General features: G+C 60.7%; 20 protein-coding genes. 12 read left to right on the forward strand and 8 right to left on the reverse strand.

Features of this window, described 5'->3' with window-relative positions:
* Nucleotides 1-30: 30 nt before the first annotated feature.
* Nucleotides 31-924 carry a LysR family transcriptional regulator gene (locus tag AC19YT_RS12025; RefSeq protein WP_500610310.1) on the forward strand — a complete coding sequence of 298 codons (894 nt, stop codon included), beginning with the start codon at nucleotides 31-33 and terminating at the stop codon, nucleotides 922-924.
* Here the strand turns inward: AC19YT_RS12025 and AC19YT_RS12030 are convergent.
* Complete coding sequence (locus tag AC19YT_RS12030; protein WP_095110235.1) at nucleotides 921-1,247, reverse strand: ElaB/YgaM/YqjD family protein; 327 nt, start codon at nucleotides 1,245-1,247, stop codon at nucleotides 921-923. The genes AC19YT_RS12025 and AC19YT_RS12030 overlap by 4 nt on opposite strands.
* 154 nt (nucleotides 1,248-1,401) lie before the next feature.
* Here AC19YT_RS12030 and AC19YT_RS12035 point away from each other — a divergent pair, with 154 nt between their 5' ends.
* Complete coding sequence (locus AC19YT_RS12035; protein WP_095110237.1) at nucleotides 1,402-1,617, forward strand: dodecin; 216 nt, start codon at nucleotides 1,402-1,404, stop codon at nucleotides 1,615-1,617.
* Nucleotides 1,618-1,728: 111 nt separating this feature from the next.
* Entirely contained in the window at nucleotides 1,729-1,953 is a 225-nt protein-coding gene (locus AC19YT_RS12040) for a DUF1161 domain-containing protein (RefSeq protein ID WP_500598661.1), read from the forward strand.
* 197 nt (nucleotides 1,954-2,150) lie between these two features.
* Here the strand turns inward: AC19YT_RS12040 and AC19YT_RS12045 are convergent, their stop codons facing one another.
* The gene (locus AC19YT_RS12045) at nucleotides 2,151-3,152 is read right to left on the reverse strand and encodes an LLM class flavin-dependent oxidoreductase (RefSeq protein WP_095110240.1); all 1,002 of its coding nucleotides are present in this window, start codon (nucleotides 3,150-3,152) and stop codon (nucleotides 2,151-2,153) included.
* Between the two features lie 244 nt (nucleotides 3,153-3,396).
* Here AC19YT_RS12045 and AC19YT_RS12050 point away from each other — a divergent pair, with 244 nt between their 5' ends.
* Nucleotides 3,397-3,828, forward strand: a complete 432-nt coding sequence (locus tag AC19YT_RS12050; protein ID WP_095110242.1) for an OsmC family protein — start codon at nucleotides 3,397-3,399, stop codon at nucleotides 3,826-3,828.
* Nucleotides 3,829-3,918: 90 nt separating this feature from the next.
* Nucleotides 3,919-4,152 carry a DUF1161 domain-containing protein gene (locus AC19YT_RS12055; protein ID WP_095110243.1) on the forward strand — a complete coding sequence of 78 codons (234 nt, stop codon included), beginning with the start codon at nucleotides 3,919-3,921 and terminating at the stop codon, nucleotides 4,150-4,152.
* A gap of 6 nt (nucleotides 4,153-4,158) precedes the next feature.
* On the opposite strand, the gene AC19YT_RS12060 is transcribed toward AC19YT_RS12055, so the two are convergent.
* Nucleotides 4,159-4,581, reverse strand: a complete 423-nt coding sequence (locus AC19YT_RS12060) for a PA0061/PA0062 family lipoprotein (RefSeq protein WP_500610311.1) — start codon at nucleotides 4,579-4,581, stop codon at nucleotides 4,159-4,161.
* A gap of 126 nt (nucleotides 4,582-4,707) precedes the next feature.
* On the opposite strand from AC19YT_RS12060, the gene AC19YT_RS12065 reads away from it, so the two are divergent.
* A complete protein-coding gene (locus AC19YT_RS12065; RefSeq protein WP_500610312.1) occupies nucleotides 4,708-5,772 on the forward strand; it encodes an aminopeptidase in 1,065 nt (354 codons plus the stop codon).
* 53 nt (nucleotides 5,773-5,825) lie between these two features.
* Here the strand turns inward: AC19YT_RS12065 and AC19YT_RS12070 are convergent, their stop codons facing one another.
* Nucleotides 5,826-6,476, reverse strand: a complete 651-nt coding sequence (locus tag AC19YT_RS12070) for an HAD family hydrolase (protein ID WP_500610313.1) — start codon at nucleotides 6,474-6,476, stop codon at nucleotides 5,826-5,828.
* 29 nt (nucleotides 6,477-6,505) lie between these two features.
* Complete coding sequence (locus tag AC19YT_RS12075; RefSeq protein WP_095110248.1) at nucleotides 6,506-7,051, reverse strand: gamma carbonic anhydrase family protein; 546 nt, start codon at nucleotides 7,049-7,051, stop codon at nucleotides 6,506-6,508.
* Nucleotides 7,052-7,126: 75 nt separating this feature from the next.
* Here AC19YT_RS12075 and prlC point away from each other — a divergent pair, with 75 nt between their 5' ends.
* Together prlC and AC19YT_RS12085 are read left to right on the forward strand one after the other, a co-directional pair.
* On the forward strand, nucleotides 7,127-9,205 hold the full coding sequence (prlC, locus tag AC19YT_RS12080; RefSeq protein WP_500610314.1) for an oligopeptidase A: 2,079 nt from the start codon (nucleotides 7,127-7,129) through the stop codon (nucleotides 9,203-9,205).
* Nucleotides 9,202-9,477: a YheV family putative zinc ribbon protein gene (locus tag AC19YT_RS12085; RefSeq protein ID WP_095110249.1), complete on the forward strand. Its 276-nt coding sequence runs from the start codon at nucleotides 9,202-9,204 to the stop codon at nucleotides 9,475-9,477. The genes prlC and AC19YT_RS12085 overlap by 4 nt, the downstream gene beginning before the upstream one ends.
* A 50-nt stretch (nucleotides 9,478-9,527) precedes the next feature.
* On the opposite strand, the gene AC19YT_RS12090 is transcribed toward AC19YT_RS12085, so the two are convergent.
* Complete coding sequence (locus AC19YT_RS12090; RefSeq protein WP_500610315.1) at nucleotides 9,528-10,082, reverse strand: hypothetical protein; 555 nt, start codon at nucleotides 10,080-10,082, stop codon at nucleotides 9,528-9,530.
* Between the two features lie 95 nt (nucleotides 10,083-10,177).
* Nucleotides 10,178-10,480, reverse strand: a complete 303-nt coding sequence (locus tag AC19YT_RS12095) for a hypothetical protein (protein ID WP_095110369.1) — start codon at nucleotides 10,478-10,480, stop codon at nucleotides 10,178-10,180.
* 183 nt (nucleotides 10,481-10,663) lie between these two features.
* Between AC19YT_RS12095 and AC19YT_RS12100 the strand changes: the two genes are divergently transcribed.
* The 3 genes from AC19YT_RS12100 to AC19YT_RS12110 all read left to right on the forward strand — a co-directional run bounded on the left by AC19YT_RS12100 (nucleotide 10,664) and on the right by AC19YT_RS12110 (nucleotide 14,313).
* Nucleotides 10,664-11,722: a PA0069 family radical SAM protein gene (locus AC19YT_RS12100; protein WP_500610333.1), complete on the forward strand. Its 1,059-nt coding sequence runs from the start codon at nucleotides 10,664-10,666 to the stop codon at nucleotides 11,720-11,722.
* Between the two features lie 237 nt (nucleotides 11,723-11,959).
* Nucleotides 11,960-12,691 carry a carbonic anhydrase gene (locus AC19YT_RS12105; protein ID WP_095110251.1) on the forward strand — a complete coding sequence of 244 codons (732 nt, stop codon included), beginning with the start codon at nucleotides 11,960-11,962 and terminating at the stop codon, nucleotides 12,689-12,691.
* Nucleotides 12,692-12,780: 89 nt separating this feature from the next.
* Nucleotides 12,781-14,313 carry a SulP family inorganic anion transporter gene (locus AC19YT_RS12110; RefSeq protein WP_500610316.1) on the forward strand — a complete coding sequence of 511 codons (1,533 nt, stop codon included), beginning with the start codon at nucleotides 12,781-12,783 and terminating at the stop codon, nucleotides 14,311-14,313.
* A gap of 43 nt (nucleotides 14,314-14,356) precedes the next feature.
* Here the strand turns inward: AC19YT_RS12110 and AC19YT_RS12115 are convergent, their stop codons facing one another.
* Complete coding sequence (locus tag AC19YT_RS12115) at nucleotides 14,357-15,004, reverse strand: hypothetical protein (RefSeq protein ID WP_095110253.1); 648 nt, start codon at nucleotides 15,002-15,004, stop codon at nucleotides 14,357-14,359.
* Nucleotides 15,005-15,375: 371 nt separating this feature from the next.
* Here AC19YT_RS12115 and coxB point away from each other — a divergent pair, with 371 nt between their 5' ends.
* Entirely contained in the window at nucleotides 15,376-16,503 is a 1,128-nt protein-coding gene (gene coxB, locus AC19YT_RS12120; protein ID WP_500610317.1) for a cytochrome c oxidase subunit II, read from the forward strand.
* The last annotated feature ends 81 nt before the right edge of the window (nucleotides 16,504-16,584 follow it).

Below are 16,584 nucleotides of genomic sequence, written 5' to 3' on the forward strand. Positions count from 1 at the left end.
CGCAACCTGTCAGGAAAACTCACATTTACCATGCGCCAAGACCTGCCCCCGCTCAACGCCCTGCGCGCCTTCGAGGCCACCGCCCGCCTCAATAGCGTGAGTAAGGCCGCCGAACACCTGCACGTAACCCACGGTGCCGTCAGCCGGCAGTTGAAGGCGTTGGAGGAGCACCTGGGGGTGGGCCTTTTCGTCAAGGAAGGGCGCGGCCTTAAACTCACAGATGCCGGTGTGCGCCTGCGCGATGCCAGCACCGAGGCCTTCGAGCGCTTGCGCACGGTGTGCGCCGAGCTGAGCCAGAGCACGGCGGATGCGCCCTTTGTGTTGGGCTGCTCGGGTAGCTTGCTGGCGCGCTGGTTTATCCCGCGGTTGGGGCGCTTGAACGCCGATTTGCCGGATTTACGCCTGCACCTGTCGGCCGGTGAAGGCGACCTGGACCCGCGCCGCCCGGGGCTGGACGCGCTCTTGGTGTTCGCCGAGCCGCCGTGGCCGGCGGATATGCAGGTGTACGAGTTGGCCAGTGAGCGCATCGGCCCGGTGATGAGCCCGCGCTGCGCGGCCTACGAGGCGTTGCGCGAGGCCCCGGCCAGTGCCCTGCTCGGCCAGGCATTGCTGCACACCACCTCGCGGCCCCAGGCCTGGCCCAGTTGGGCACGGCAAAGCGACCTCGACGCCGGGGCGCTGAAGTTCGGGCAGGGGTTTGAGCATTTGTACTACTTGCTGGAAGCGGCGGTGGCCGGTTTGGGCGTGGCGATCGCCCCTGAGCCGTTGGTGGCCGAGGACCTGCGCGCCGGGCGCCTGGTTGCGCCGTGGGGTTTTTGCCAAACCCCGGCGCAACTGGCGTTGTGGCTACCCAAGCGCGCCGCGGACGGGCGCGCTCGGCAGTTGGCGCAGTGGCTCAAAAATGAGCTGCGCCAGCAGGCTTAGTCGCCGCGTTTGCACATCAAGTAAGCGGCCAGCAGGCCCAGGGCACCGACCGCGACACCGGCAGTGGTCCAGGGGTGTTGCTGGGCATAGTCGCGGGTGGCGATCCCGGTTTCGCGGGTTTTGACTTTGACTTCTTCATAAGCGTCGCTGAGCAGGTGGCGCGAATGCTTCAGCGCGTTCTCGGCGTTGCTTTTGAGGGCCTTGAGGGTTTTACGCGACTCGTCGGAGGCATCGTCTTTGAGGCTTTCCAGGGATTTGAGCAGACTCTCGATTTCCGCTTCCATGCTTTGCAATGAGGCTTTGCGTAAAGAAGTGTTGGCCATGGTGGCTCTCCTGCATTGGTTGAGTGGCGTGTGAAGGTTCGGACTCCAGGGGTTTGGGAAAGTGCAGAAATTCTGACCTTTCGTGAAGAAACGCCTGTCACAAGTATTCGCCCTATTCGCTGCTAGGCTTTGACCTACGCCAAAGGAGATCGCTATGACAGACCATCACACCTACAAGAAAGTGGAACTGGTAGGGTCGTCCCCCACCAGCATCGAAGACGCCATCAACAATGCCCTGGCCGAGGCCAGCAAGAGCATCAAGCACTTGGAATGGTTCGAGGTGACCGAAACCCGCGGCCATATCAAGGACGGCAGAGCGGCGCATTTTCAGGTCACCCTCAAGGTGGGGTTTCGCATCGCCAATAGCTGAGGCGCTGAACTTGTACGCTGGCCGATTGCCATAGGAATGGCAAAGCGCTATCCGGCCGCGGGCATTGGGCCCGCCGCCGAGGTTTTTTAATCCGACCAGGGAATGTGATCGATGAAGAAGTTTGTACTGGCTGTAGGTTTGTTGAGCCTGGCGGGCACCGCCCTGGCTGCGGGCAAGCCGTGCGAAGAGTTGAAAAGCGAAATCGCCGCGAAGATCAATGCCAATGGTGCGTCGGGTTATTCGCTGGAGATCGTGGAAAAAGGCGCGGACGCTGACGGCAAAGTCGTCGGCACCTGCGAGGCGGGCACTAAAGAGATCGTCTACAAGCGCGGCTAGTGCTTGTGCTGAACCCCCGTGGGAGGCCTGCGTGCCGCCATCGCGAGCAGGCTCGCTCCCACAAAGGAAGAATGAACATCCCACCCACACCACTGTTCAGCTGTGGGAGCGAGCCTGCCCGCGATGACGCCATTGCAGCCGCCACAAGCCCATTGCCCGGCCCGCTCCCCCATCATCTGCGGTTCACCTAACCGCCATCACCCCTTCATCACCTGCGCCAGCAATTCATAGGAATGCAGGCGATCAGCGTGTTCGTACAAGTCGCAGGTAAAGATCAGTTCATCGGCCCCGGTCTGTTCGATCAGCACCTGCAGTTTGGCGCGGATTTTTTCCGGGCTGCCGACCATCGCCAGGCCCAGGAAACTGGCCACGGCTTCTTTTTCATGGGGCAACCACAAGCCGTCCATGGTGCTGACCGGTGGGCGCTGCACCAGGCTTTGGCCCCGCATCAGGGCCAGGATGCGTTGGTACACCGAGGTGGCCAGGTAATCGGCCTGCTCGTCGGTGTCGGCGGCCACCAGCGGAATGCCGAGCATCACGTAGGGCTTATCCAACACGGCCGAAGGCTTGAAGTGGTTGCGGTAAACGCGAATGGCTTCGTGCATGTAGCGCGGTGCGAAATGTGAGGCGAAGGCGTAAGGCAACCCCCGTTCGCCCGCCAGTTGGGCGCTGAACAGGCTCGAACCCAGCAGCCACACCGGCACGTGGGTGCCCGTACCCGGCACGGCGATGACTTTTTGCTCCGGGGTGCGCGGGCCGAGGTACGCCATCAGTTCGGCCACGTCGTCCGGGAAATCGTCGGCGCTGCCCGAACGTTCGCGGCGCAAGGCGCGGGCGGTCATTTGGTCGGAGCCGGGCGCACGGCCCAGGCCCAGGTCGATTCGCCCGGGGTAGAGGCTTTCCAGGGTGCCGAACTGTTCGGCGATGACCAGCGGCGCATGGTTGGGCAACATCACCCCGCCGGAGCCGACGCGGATGGTCGAGGTGCCACCGGCCAGGTAGCCGAGCAGCACGGAGGTGGCGGAGCTGGCGATGCCGTCCATGTTGTGGTGTTCGGCCACCCAAAAGCGGTGATAGCCGAACTTCTCGACGTGTTGCGCCAGATCCAGGGAGTTGCGCAACGATTGCGCCGGGCTGCCATCGGCGCGCACGGGCACCAGGTCGAGGGTCGAGAACTTGATATCGGACAGTTGCTTCATAAACCTGCGTCTCCAGTGAGGGGTTTGCAGGTTTTTTGTCACGCGCCAAAACCTGCCGATTTCGATAAGCCTGCTTCATGCAATGTGGGCATATACCCGAGATTCAATAGCGGACGCGAATTTACCTACCAGATGCGTGGCGATTTCTGATGAGGTGAACTTTGGCGGCTCTTCTATCCTCAGAACCCTAGTAACGCAAAACCCCACAGGCGCGATCTTTCGCGCCGAACCTGAGGAGACAGCGATGAGCATCACGAAGAAAGCATCGGCCCACTGGGCAGGCGACTTGAAAACCGGCATCGGTTCCATTTCCACCGAAACCGGTGTGTTGCGCGAGGCGCCTTACGGTTTCAAGGCACGTTTCGAGGGCGGCAAGGGCACCAACCCGGAAGAGCTGATCGGCGCCGCGCATGCGGGCTGCTTTTCCATGGCGTTTTCCATGATCCTGGGCGACGCGGGCCTGAAGGCAGACAGCATCGACACTCAGGCCGAAGTCACGCTGGACAAGCTCGACGATGGCTTTGCCATCACCGCCGTGAATTTGATTCTCAAGGCCAAAATCCCCGGCGCCACCCAGGCGCAATTTGAAGAACTGAGCAAAAAAGCCAAAGAGGGCTGCCCGGTTTCCAAGGTGCTGAACGCCAAAATCACCCTGGACGCGACCCTGGTGGGCTGATCCGCGTAACCGTGGGTTTACATGTGTGGTGCAATGGGCCTTCGCGGCTTTGGCGCAGGGCCCTGCGCACCGCATTCAGGGAGTTGGCACATGAAAGGTTTTGCTTTGGCGGTAATCGGCTTGGCGCTGAGCACTTCGGCGTTGGCTGCACCTAAACCTTGTGAAGAACTCAAGGCCGAGATCGAGGCCAAGATCCAGGCGCAAGGCGTTGCTTCATACACCCTGGAAGTCGTCCCCAACGCTGATGTACACGACCAGAACATGGTGGTCGGCAGTTGCGAGAACGGCACCCGGAAAATCATCTATCAAAAGAACGACCGCTGAGCCCACTCAGGGCACGCAGTGGATCGCCCGCTCGGTGGCGACGACCTCGCCCCGGGCGTTGAGCAGCCGGGCGCTGGGGGTGAAGGCCAGTGAACGGGCCTCCAACCGATAGCGCTGGCCGGCCTCGAAATGCTCGTACGGCACGGTCATGTAGCACAGGCGCTCGCGCGGTTCGGTGGTCATGAGCATGCCGCCGCCCATGACTTCAAAGTCAAAACGCACTGTCAGCTCATGGCGCCCCGGCGTCACCTGGAAGTAGCGCCCGTCCGGCAGCCGTTGGTTGTCCAGGCGATCGGCCATCAGCACTTTGCCGCCGGGCGATGGGGTGGCGAAGTCGACCCAGGCCATCTGTGGGTTTACGGCGGGCAGTGGCGTGGCGACGCACGCTGTGAGGGTGGTGCAGGCGAGGAACAACAAGGCTAGGCGCATGGCAGGCATCCGGACGGTCAGGGGCTGAGCATAGCGCCGATCCGCCTCGGGTACGAAGGTGCACTTGGCGCAGCGGCAAACAGGCGCGATAGTCGTGCGCTGCGCCACTCACGGGAAGATTGGAATTTGATAAGGCAAAACAGACGCCTTGGGCTATTTGCGCTCTTGTTGCCCGCCGTGCTGCTCAACGGCTGCGCCAGCCTGAGCTATTACGGCCAATTGGCCCAAGGCCAGCTACGCCTGCTCAACGCCCGCGTGCCGGTGGCCGAGGTGGTCGCCGACCCGGCCCGCGACCCGACCTTGCGCGCGCACTTGGCGCAATCACAAAAGGCTCGGGCCTTTGCCAGCGAACAGCTGCATTTGCCGGATAACCAGAGCTACCGGCTCTACGCCGATATCGGCCGCCCGTTTGTGGTGTGGAATGTGTTCGCCACGCCGGAGTTTTCCCTGAGCCCGCAAAACCACTGCTTCCCGATTGCCGGTTGCGTGGCCTATCGCGGCTATTACAGCCAGAGCGGCGCCCGGGGCGAGGCGGCGCTGCTTGCCCAACAAGGGCTGGATGTGTCGATTGGCGGGGTCGAGGCCTATTCCACCCTGGGCTGGTTCAATGACCCGATCCTTAGTTCGATGCTGGGTTGGGGCGACGAACGCCTGGCCACGCTGATCTTCCATGAGCTGGCGCATCAGCGTGTCTACGTGAAAGACGACACGTCGTTCAATGAGTCCTTCGCCTCCTTCGTTGAGCAGGAAGGCACCCGGCAATGGCGCTCGGCCCGGGGCCTGGCGCCGGCCGGCGATGCGCAGGGCCGCCAGCGCGAGCAGTTCATTGCGTTGGTGCTCGACAGCCGCGCGCGCCTGGAGCGCTTGTACGCCTCGCCCCTGTCCGCCGAAGCCATGCGCCAGGGCAAGGCCGCCGAATTCGAGCGCCTGCGCCGCGAGTACCGGCACCTGCGCGAGCACCAATGGGCTGGGTCCAAGCGCTACGACGCCTGGGTTAATGCGCCGCTAAACAACGCCCGCTTGTTGCCCTTCGGCCTCTACGACCAATGGGTGCCGGCGTTTGCGGCGCTGTTCCAGCAGGCCCAGGGCGATTGGCCGGCGTTTTACCGTGCAGTGCAAACCCTGGGCGCCCTGCCCGCGCAGGCGCGCCAGCAACGGCTTGAGGGCTTGTTGGCGGCAGCGCGCCAATAGCAGGTGCGCACCCATTCACCACCCTTGTCATTCGCCAGCCCCCCGCAAGAGCACTAACGCGGCAAAAACGCCTCATGCAATTGGGCCAGGGTTTGGAAGTGATAAGTCGGTTGTTCGGCGCTCAACTCTTCGTGGCTGCCAAAACCGTAGCCCACGGCGGCGGCGTCCAGGCCATTGGTTTTGGCGCCGATCAGGTCGTGTTTGCGGTCGCCGATCATCAAGGTGTGGGCGGGGTCGAGGCCTTCTTCGCGCATGAGGTGGGCGAGCAATTCGACCTTGTTGGTGCGGGTGCCGTCCAGTTCACTGCCGTAGATCACCTTGAAGTGTTTGGCGAAGTCGAAGTGGCGGGCGATTTCCCGGGCGAACACCCAGGGTTTTGAGGTGGCGATATATAGCTGGCGCCCTTGCCCACTGAGGGTCTCCAGCAATGGGGTGACGCCGTCGAACACACGGTTTTCGTACAGGCCGGTGACCTTGAAACGCTCACGGTAGAAGTTCACCGCCTCCCAAGCCTTGGCCTCGTCGAAGTCGTAAAACTGCATAAAGGCTTGCAGCAAGGGCGGGCCGATAAAGTGTTCGAGCTTGCTCAGGTCCGGCTCGTCTATGCCCAGGTTGGCCAGGGCGAACTGGATCGAGCGGGTGATGCCTTCGCGCGGGTCGGTGAGGGTGCCGTCGAGGTCGAACAAAACGGTTTGGTAGTGCATGGAAAATCCTGATTGAGGGCGAGGCAAGGTCAGGCCTGGTCGAAACCTTCGGCCAGGTGCAAGTCCTTGAGCTTCACGTAGTTCGCCGCGCTGTAGGTGAAAAAGGCACGTTCCTTGTCAGTCAGTGGGCGGGCCTGCTTGACCGGGCTGCCCACATACAGAAAGCCGCTGGCCAGGCGTTTGCCCGGTGGCACCAGGCTGCCGGCGCCGATGATGACGTCGTCCTCCACCACCGCGCCGTCCATCACGATGCTGCCCATGCCGATCAGCACCCGGCTGCCGACGGTGCAGCCGTGGAGCATGACTTTGTGGGCGATGGTTACGTCGTCACCGATCAGCAGCGGGAAGCCATCGGGGTTGAATGGGCCGGCGTGAGTAATGTGCAACACACAGCCGTCCTGCACGCTGGTGCGCGCGCCGATGCGGATGCGGTGCATGTCGCCGCGGATCACCGTTAAAGGCCAAACCGAGCTGTCTGTGCCGATTTCAACGTCGCCGATGACCACCGCCGAGTGATCGACAAAGGCGCGTTCAGCCAGGGCCGGGCGGCGGTTCTGGTAGGTACGAATGGCCAAGTGAATTTCCCTCAGTGACATTTATTAATGGGGCTTATAGCTGCGGCGGGCGTCGATTGTAATTAAGATGGCCCGATGTTTCTTCCAGCCAAGGTGCCCACCGTGAGCGTGAACAACCCTCTTTTGCAGCCCTACGACCTGCCGCCGTTTTCGGCGATCCGTGCCGAGCATGTGCAACCGGCCATCGAACAGATCCTGGCTGACAACCGCGCTGCCATCGCGCAAATCCTCGAAGCACAAGGCCAGCAGCCTACCTGGGCTGGCCTGGTATTGGCCATGGACGAGCTCAATGACCGCCTCGGCGCCGCTTGGAGCCCGGTCAGCCACCTCAACGCGGTGTGCAACAACGCCGAGCTGCGCGAAGCCTACGAGGCTTGTTTGCCGGCACTGAGCGCCTACTCCACCGAAATGGGCCAGAACCGTGCGCTGTTCCAGGCCTTTGAAGCCCTGGCCAACAGCCCGCAGGCGGCCGGTTTCGACGTGGCGCAGAAAACCATCCTCGAACATTCCCTGCGTGACTTCCGCTTGTCGGGTATCGACCTGCCGCCCGCCGAGCAACAGCGCTATGCCGAGGTGCAAAGTAAGTTGTCGGAGCTGGGCAGCCGCTTCTCCAACCAACTGCTGGACGCGACCCAGGCTTGGAGCAAAAACATCACCGACGAAGGGCTGCTGGCCGGCCTGACCGATTCGTCCAAGGCGCAAATGGCCGCGGCGGCCCAGGCCAAAGGGCTCGACGGTTGGCTCATCAACCTGGAGTTCCCGTGCTACTACGCGGTGATGACCTACGCCCAGGACCGTGCGTTGCGCGAGGAAGTCTACGCCGCCTACTGCACCCGTGCGTCCGACCAAGGCCCGAATGCCGGTCAGAACGATAACGGCCCGGTGATGGAAGAAATCCTCGACCTGCGTCAGGAATTGGCCAAGCTCCTGGGTTTCGCCAGTTTTTCCGAACTGAGCCTGGCCACCAAAATGGCAGACTCCAGCGATCAGGTGTTGAGTTTCCTGCGTGACCTGGCCAAGCGCAGCAAGCCATTTGCCGCCCAAGACCTGGAACAGCTCAAGGCTTACGCCGCCGAACAGGGTTGCCCCGACCTGCAAAGCTGGGACAGCGGTTTCTACGGCGAAAAACTGCGCGAACAGCGCTACAGCGTGGCCCAGGAAACCCTGCGCGCCTACTTCCCGATCGACAAGGTGTTGGGCGGCCTGTTCACCATCGTGCAACGCCTGTACGGCATCGAAATCACCGAACTGAGCGGTTTCGACACCTGGCACCCGGATGTACGCCTGTTTGAGATCAAGGAAAACGGCCAGCACGTGGGGCGCTTTTTCTTCGACCTTTACGCCCGGGCCAACAAGCGCGGTGGCGCCTGGATGGACGGCGCCCGCGACCGCCGCCGCACCCTGGAGGGCGTGTTGCAAAGCCCGGTGGCGAACCTGGTATGTAACTTCACCCCGGCTGACAGCGGCAAGCCTGCGCTGCTGACCCACAATGAAGTGACCACCCTATTCCATGAGTTTGGCCATGGCTTGCACCACCTGCTGACCCGCGTCGAACACGCCGGTGTCTCGGGCATCAACGGCGTGGCCTGGGATGCGGTCGAGCTGCCGAGCCAGTTCATGGAGAACTGGTGCTGGGAGCCTGAAGGCCTGGCGCTGATTTCCAGTCACTTCGAGACCGGCGAACCGCTGCCCCAAGACCTGCTGGAAAAGATGCTGGCGGCGAAAAACTTCCAGTCCGGCCTGATGATGGTGCGCCAACTGGAGTTCTCGCTGTTCGACTTCGAACTGCACGCCACCCACGGCGATGGCCGTAGCGTGGCGCAGGTGCTCGAAGGCGTACGCGACGAGGTTTCGGTGATGCGCCCGCCGGCCTATAACCGCTTCCCCAACAGCTTTGCCCACATTTTTGCCGGCGGTTACGCGGCGGGTTACTACAGCTACAAGTGGGCGGAAGTGCTGTCGGCCGATGCATTTTCCAAGTTCGAGGAAGATGGCGTGCTTAACCCGCAGACTGGCCGTGCGTTCCGCGAGGCGATCCTGGCGCGCGGTGGCTCCCAGGCCCCGATGGTGCTGTTCGTCGATTTCCGCGGCCGCGAGCCGTCGATTGACGCACTCTTGCGCCATAGCGGCCTGACCGAGGACGCAGCAGCATGAGTGAAGGGCCAGTGATAACGAAAAAACGCTTTATCGCCGGAGCGGTCTGCCCGGCGTGTAGCGAGTCGGACAAGTTGATGATGTGGAGCGAGGACGATGTCCCGCACCGCGAATGCGTCGCCTGCGGTTACTCGGATGTGCTCAACGAACAGGGCCTGTCGGTGCCCAAGGAGTTGGGCACGCGGGTCAACACCACCGCATTGAAGGTGCCGGATGCGAAGGTGCAGGCTGTGCAGTTTTTCCCCAATCCGAAATTGAAAAAAAACAACTGATAGATTCAAACCTGCCAGGTTTAATTACAACCTGGCAGGTTTGCCTAAGTTCAAAGTTTAAAGGAAGTGAACGCCGATACCAGCCGTTCTATGCTGGTTTTATCGTCATGGTTAGCTTGGTTGTCTCCATCTACGTCGATAGAAAAGTCCGGTATGGTAAAGCTTGATCCGCCATCAGTGCTGATTGCAGTAAATGATGTGGAGTCTGTGAGCAGGTTTCCGGCTTTTTTCGAAATCTGCACCAGTACTTGAAGTGTTGTATGGTTGCTATTGATGAGGTATAGAAATATACCGTGTGGCGCCTTTAGTGTTATTTGGTGATAGTAGGACAGTGCAAGTTCCGTCATGGCTTGCTCGTCTCGATCATCAATCATGTTATCTGAGTTTACATCTACATCGTCCCAGGGGCCGTATGTAAGATTATGTGTGTCTCCATCATTTTTTACCGACAACGTGAAATACGTGGACTCAGTCAAGGTATCTGCTGGTTGCTGTGTTGATTCGTCTATGGTTGAAACCGTACCCGCAAGCTGGCCGAGGATCTTGGTCTCATTTCCTTCATCAACACGCTGAAGAAATACCCCTCGATTTTTTGCACCTTCCATTTGATGTACCTCTGGATTACTAAATATAACTATGGTGGTTGCGTTACATTGGAACTCGAGATGCGATATTTTGCGCAGAGTTCATCGAGTGCATATCAAGGATTAAGAATTCGGGCATAGGCACTGGCCAGTGCTAGGAGTTTTTCCTTGTCGGCTTCGTCAATATCACCGTCACCGTCAATATCCCTGACCGTGCGTAGGGTGAATGTTTTACCGCCATCATTGGAGAACGCTGCTAGTTCGGTTATGTCGACAAGTGTGTGGGTTTGCTCTTCGGTTTCTTCGTTGTAACCGAGAACTTCTAGTCCCAGCTTCATCGAAACCACTGCCTCGTTCGGGCTAACAATCGATGGTGCAAGAAGCTGTAGGAAGATACCGCGCGAATTAACGAAAGACATATTGATTCCCTTCAAGGTGAGTTGTATTGGCTGTTGCTTGGCTAACATTAGATGAGTTTTTTTTGTCGGGAACCGCCATGTATTTCATTATTTTTCCTCGCCGCTCGGCCAAATGCCCGGCGGTACTGGCAGGGAGGCAAAAGCTCGGTTACTGTACGTTTATACAGTCAAGAGATTTGCATGATGCTTACCCCCTTGCCCCCACGTGGTCGTGGCACTGCCACCAACCCGCACAACCGGTTCGCGCCCAGGCACTCGGTGGCCGAGGATGACGGCTGGTATCAGGAAGCCCCGCTGACCCAGGGCACCGAGGTACGCATCGAAACGGCGAAAACCATCATCACTCGCAACAGCTCCCCGGACTTGCCCTTCGATCGCTCGATCAACCCCTATCGAGGCTGTGAGCACGGCTGCATTTACTGTTACGCAAGGCCCAGCCATGCCTATTGGGACATGTCGCCAGGGCTGGATTTTGAAACCCGGTTGATCGCCAAGACCAACGCGGCGCAGGTGCTGGAGCAGCAGCTAAGTAAGCCCGGGTATCAATGTGCGCCAATCAATTTGGGCTCCAATACGGACCCTTACCAACCCATCGAACGCGAACATCGAATCACGCGCCAGACATTGGAAGTGCTGTTGCGCTACCGCCACCCGGTCACCATCGTCACCAAGGGTTCGCTAATCCTGCGCGACCTGGACCTCTTGGCCGAAATGGCCCAGCAACGGTTGGCGGCGGTGATGATTAGCCTGACCACACTCGATGACGAGCTAAAACGCATTCTTGAACCGCGCGCAGCGGCACCCAAGGCCCGGCTGCGGGCAATCCGGGTGTTGCGCGAAGCGGGGGTGCCGGTGGGGGTGTTGTGCTCGCCGATGATTCCGATGATTAACGACAGCGAGCTGGAGCGCCTGCTGGAAGAGGCCCACGGTGCGGGCGCGCAGAGCGCGGCCTACATGATGTTGCGCCTGCCGCTGGAGGTAGCGCCGCTGTTCGAGGCGTGGCTGGCCGCCCACTACCCGCAGCGGGCGGCCCATGTGTTGAGCCTGGTGCGCCAAAGCCGTGGCGGTGAACTGTATGACAGCCGTTTTGGCGCGCGGATGCGGGGTGAAGGGCCGTTCGCCGATTTGCTGGCCCAGCGTTTCGCCAAGGCGCTCAAGCGGTTGGGGCTGGATCGACGCGAGGGTTTCAACTTGGACTGCAATGCCTTTTGCCCACCGGGCAGTCAGATGTCGCTGCTCTAGACTACGGAGGTCTCCTGCAAGTGCTTGGGCATCTTAACCGTAGTCACGTTTTGGCTAACCTGTAAGCATTAGGCTAGAGCGGTTGGTTCAGGTTTAGTTAAGTTTCGACGGGTACGTTGTTCGTCGACTGACCGGTCAGTCGCATTTCGCGAGTTGATTATTTTCTAGTCAATAGCTGGCTTCGCACCGGTGAACACGGGAAGATTCCAAAAATCCGTCAATAAAAGAGGATGAATCATGAGTGACAAGGATAAACAGCCGTTGGCTGCGTCGGCTTCTGTCCTTCCGGACGCCGAAAGCGCCGATGCAGCGTTGCAGCATATCGTCGATGGTTTTCTGCACTTTCATCATGAGGTCTTTCCTGAACAGGAAGAGCTCTTCAAGAAGCTCGCCACGGCCCAGCGGCCCAGGGCGATGTTCATTGCCTGCGCTGACTCGCGCATCGTGCCTGAGCTGATTACCCAAAGTGCCCCGGGGGATCTGTTCGTGACCCGTAACGTGGGCAATGTCGTGCCGCCCTACGGGCAGATGAACGGCGGCGTTTCGACTGCCATCGAATACGCGGTGCTGGCCTTGGGCGTGCAGCACATCATCATTTGCGGCCACTCCGATTGCGGCGCGATGCGGGCGGTGCTCAACCCACAAAGCCTGGAGAAAATGCCTACGGTCAAAGCCTGGCTGCGCCACGCTGAAGTCGCCAAGACCATGGTTCAGGAAAACTGCAATTGCGCCGATGAAAACGAAAGCATGCATGTGTTGACCGAGGAGAACGTCATCGCCCAACTCCAGCACTTGCGCACTCACCCTTCGGTGGCCTCGCGCATGGCCAACGGTCATCTGTTTATCCATGGTTGGGTCTACAGCATCGAGACCAGCGAAATCAAAGCCTACGATGCCGACAAAGGCTGCTTCCTGCCGCTCGATGGCAGCCATCCGATACCTGTAGCGACGCCCAAAGCGCGCTTCTAGATCTTCCTTAGTTCCTGCCTGGCTTAGCCTGGACTGCTGTTTTAGCGGTCGGCTTCGCCACGCCTGAAGAAATGTTCGGGAGCCTTTTTATGGGTGCGTTCAAAGCGGTTTTGCCACGGGAGCTGTTGGCTTCGGTAGTGGTGTTTCTGGTAGCCCTGCCCTTGTGCATGGGCATTGCCATCGCGTCTGGTATGCCACCGGCCAAGGGCCTGATTACCGGGATCGTCGGCGGCTTGGTGGTGGGTTGGCTGGCCGGGTCGCCGTTGCAGGTCAGTGGCCCGGCCGCGGGGCTGGCGGTGTTGGTGTTCGAGCTGGTGCGCCAGCATGGCGTGGCGATGCTGGGGCCGATCCTGCTGCTGGCGGGGTTGCTGCAATTGCTGGCCGGGCGCTTTCGCCTGGGCTGCTGGTTCCGGGTGACGGCGCCAGCGGTGGTGTACGGGATGTTGGCCGGGATTGGTGTGCTGATCGTGCTGTCCCAGGTGCATGTGATGCTCGATGGTGTGCCCAAGCCTTCCGGGTTGGATAACTTGGCGGGGTTCCCGGGCGCCCTGGCTGAGGCGTGGCCGACCCTTGGAAGTGGCTTGGGCTGGCAAGCCGGGTTGTTAGGGTTGTCGACGATTGCGGTGATGTGGCTGTGGGATAAATGGCGGCCCCAGGCGCTGCGCTTTGTGCCGGGTGCTCTGCTGGGTGTGGGCGTGACCACGGCGGCGAGCCTGCTGCTGGCGTTGCAGGTGCGGCGGGTGGAGGTGCCGGCCAATCTGGCCGAGGCTATCGATTGGCTGCGCCCGGCGGACTTGCTCAACCTGGCCAACCCGGACCTGTTGGTCGCCGCGTTTGCCGTAGCGTTTATCGCCAGTGCCGAAACGCTGTTGTCGGCTGCGGCGGTCGATCGTATGCACAGTGGCCCGCGCTCGGATTTCGATCGTGAGCTCTGCGCCCAAGGCGTGGGCAATATGCTGTGCGGCGTGCTCGGCGCGTTGCCGATGACCGGGGTGATCGTGCGCAGTTCGGCGAATGTGCAGGCCGGTGCCAGCACGCGGTTATCGACGATCTTTCATGGTGCCTGGTTGCTGACCTTCGTGTTGTTGCTGTCCAGCGTGCTGCAAAGCATCCCGGTAGCCAGCCTGGCCGGGGTGTTGGTGTACACCGGGTGCAAATTGGTGGACCTGAAAGTGTTCCGCGGCTTGGGCCGCTATGGCCGCATGCCGATGCTGACCTACGGCGCCACGGCGCTGGCGATCATCTTTACCGACCTATTGACCGGGGTGCTGATCGGCTTCGGCCTGACGCTGGCGAAATTGGCCTGGAAGGCTTCGCGCTTGAAAATCAGCCTGGTGGACCTGCCAATGGCCGGTGAGATGGAGTTGCGCCTATCCGGCGCAGCGACCTTTCTCAAGGTTCCGGCCCTGACCCGGGTGTTGGCGCAGATCCCGCCCGGGGCGAGGGTGCATGTGCCGTTGGGCCATTTGAGCTACATCGATCATGCGTGCCTGGAGTTGCTGGAGGAATGGGCACGGGCCAACGCGGCCAAAGGCTCGACACTGCTGATTGAGGCGCGGGGCTTGAAGCGGCGGCTAGAGGGGCGTTTGCGCACAACCACCGGTGTGGGCGTGCGGGCATAGCGGGTTGGCGCGACCCGAGGCCGCGCCAATGGCTACGGTGGCATCAGGCGGGCGGGTCCAGCTCCAGGACCACGCCCAGTTGGCGCGACAGGCATGGCCAGCGCTTCCACGCGGCACCGGTGTCGGGGCTGGCGAGCTTGTCGCGGTAGGCCTCGACCGACTCCAGGGCGAAGCTCTCTTCGTTGAGCATTTCGTCCACGGCGTGGTGTACCGCCTCGTCCAACTGGTTGGCAAAGGCTTCGCCGATCAATTGATGGGCGATCAGGTTGGCAACCGTCATGTCCAGGGGGATCAGCGGTTGGCCGAAGTGCTTGATGTACAGGTCGTTGACTTCTTCTACCAGGCGATGGGCCAGGTAGGCTTCATCCAGCAGGCCAGCGAGGCCGACGTGGCCGTCCATGATTTTCAGGGGCTGGAGGAAGAACTGCTCGGCGATCTTCAGTACCGGCTTGATCTGCGACTCGATGCCAGCCTCGCGCGCCACGCCATTGGCGGCGTCCAGCAGGTCGGGCACTTGGTCGATATAGGCGGTGACAAAACCGGTCATCGCGCCTTTGGCGTTGGCCTGCGGCAGTTGGATGGCCGAGTGCAGGTGCGGTAATTGGGTTTCCAACTGGCGCGCAAGTTGACCGGTTTGGGTCTCATGTTGGTGGGCACGTTGGATCTGCTCGCGCAATGCGGCGGTGTTCATGAAAACTCCAGGAAGCGAAGGCAGTTGATGAGGGAAGACATAAGTTAGCTTGCTTACAAAACTTACTAAGACGGCTTTGTCATAATTATTTCACGGTTATGCTCTGCCGTTATATCGAAATGCCACCATTCGTCCGTTATCTCCCTTCATTCATTGGGCCTACCGGGTCCATTGCATTTGTATCAGCTGTTTTACGCCATCGCGTTGCGAGGTCCCGGTCGCTGTCTATACTCGCTTCTGTACGCGATTAGCTGATGACGCCCGACTGCTGTGCAGGCAAGGCTTGGCGGTGATTTGCAGTATCTGAGCCGCTCCCTTGGCCGCAGGTGTAACGCCTGACGGGATAACAAGAACGATAAGGGGAACCCGCAATGACGCGACATCCACATGTTTGGATGGGCCTTGTGTTGTGGTCAGTATTCAGCCAGGCGCAAGCCGCCTGGACGGTGAATATGACGCCAGGGGCCACTGAGGTGAGTAACGCGGTCTTCGACCTGCACATGACCATTTTCTGGATCTGTGTGGTGATTGGCATCATCGTCTTCGGTGCCATGTTCTGGTCGATGATGGTCCACCGCCGCTCCACCGGCCAGGTACCGGCCAAGTTTCACGAGAGCACCACGGTCGAGATTCTGTGGACCGTCGTACCTTTCCTGATCCTGGTGGCCATGGCCATTCCCGCCACCAAGACGTTAATCAATATCTACGACAGCTCGGAATCGGATGTGGACATCCAGGTCACCGGCTATCAGTGGAAGTGGCATTACAAATACCTGGGCCAGGACGTCGAGTTCTTCAGCAACCTGGCCACGCCCGCCGAGCAAATCCACAACAAGGCCACCAAGGGCGAGCACTACCTGCTGGAAGTCGACCAGCCGCTGGTGTTGCCGGTGGGGGCCAAGGTGCGCTTTCTGGTGACGGCGGCGGATGTGATCCACTCCTGGTGGGTGCCGGCCTTTGCGGTCAAGCGCGATGCCATTCCCGGCTTCGTCAACGAGGCCTGGACCCGCGTTGAAAAACCCGGCCTGTACCGTGGCCAATGCGCGGAGTTGTGCGGCAAGGACCACGGCTTCATGCCCATCGTGGTCGAGGTCAAGTCCAAGGCTGACTACGACGCCTGGCTCGGCGAGCGCAAGGCCGAGGCGGCCAAGCTCAAGGAACTGACCTCCAAAGAGTGGACGCTCGAAGAGCTGGTGGCCCGTGGCGACAAGGTCTACCACACCACCTGCGTGGCCTGTCACCAGGCCGAGGGCCAGGGCCTGCCGCCGATGTTCCCGGCGCTCAAGGGTTCGAAAATCGCCACCGGCCCTGCGGCCGAGCACCTGGGCATCGTCTACCACGGCAAACCGGGCACCGCGATGGCCGCGTTCGGCAAGCAACTGTCGGAAGTCGATATCGCTGCGGTCGTTACCTACGAGCGTAATGCGTGGGGCAACAACAAGGGCGACATGGTTACGCCTAAGGATGTGCTGGCCCTCAAAGAGGCTGAAAACAAATGAGCGCGCCCAATGCAGGCCCCCGCCCACGGTCGCGGCGATGCGCCCATGACCGCCTCGCCCACTTCTTTGCAGGAGAAAGGA

The sequence above is a fragment of the Pseudomonas sp. MF08875 genome (assembly GCF_059862525.1).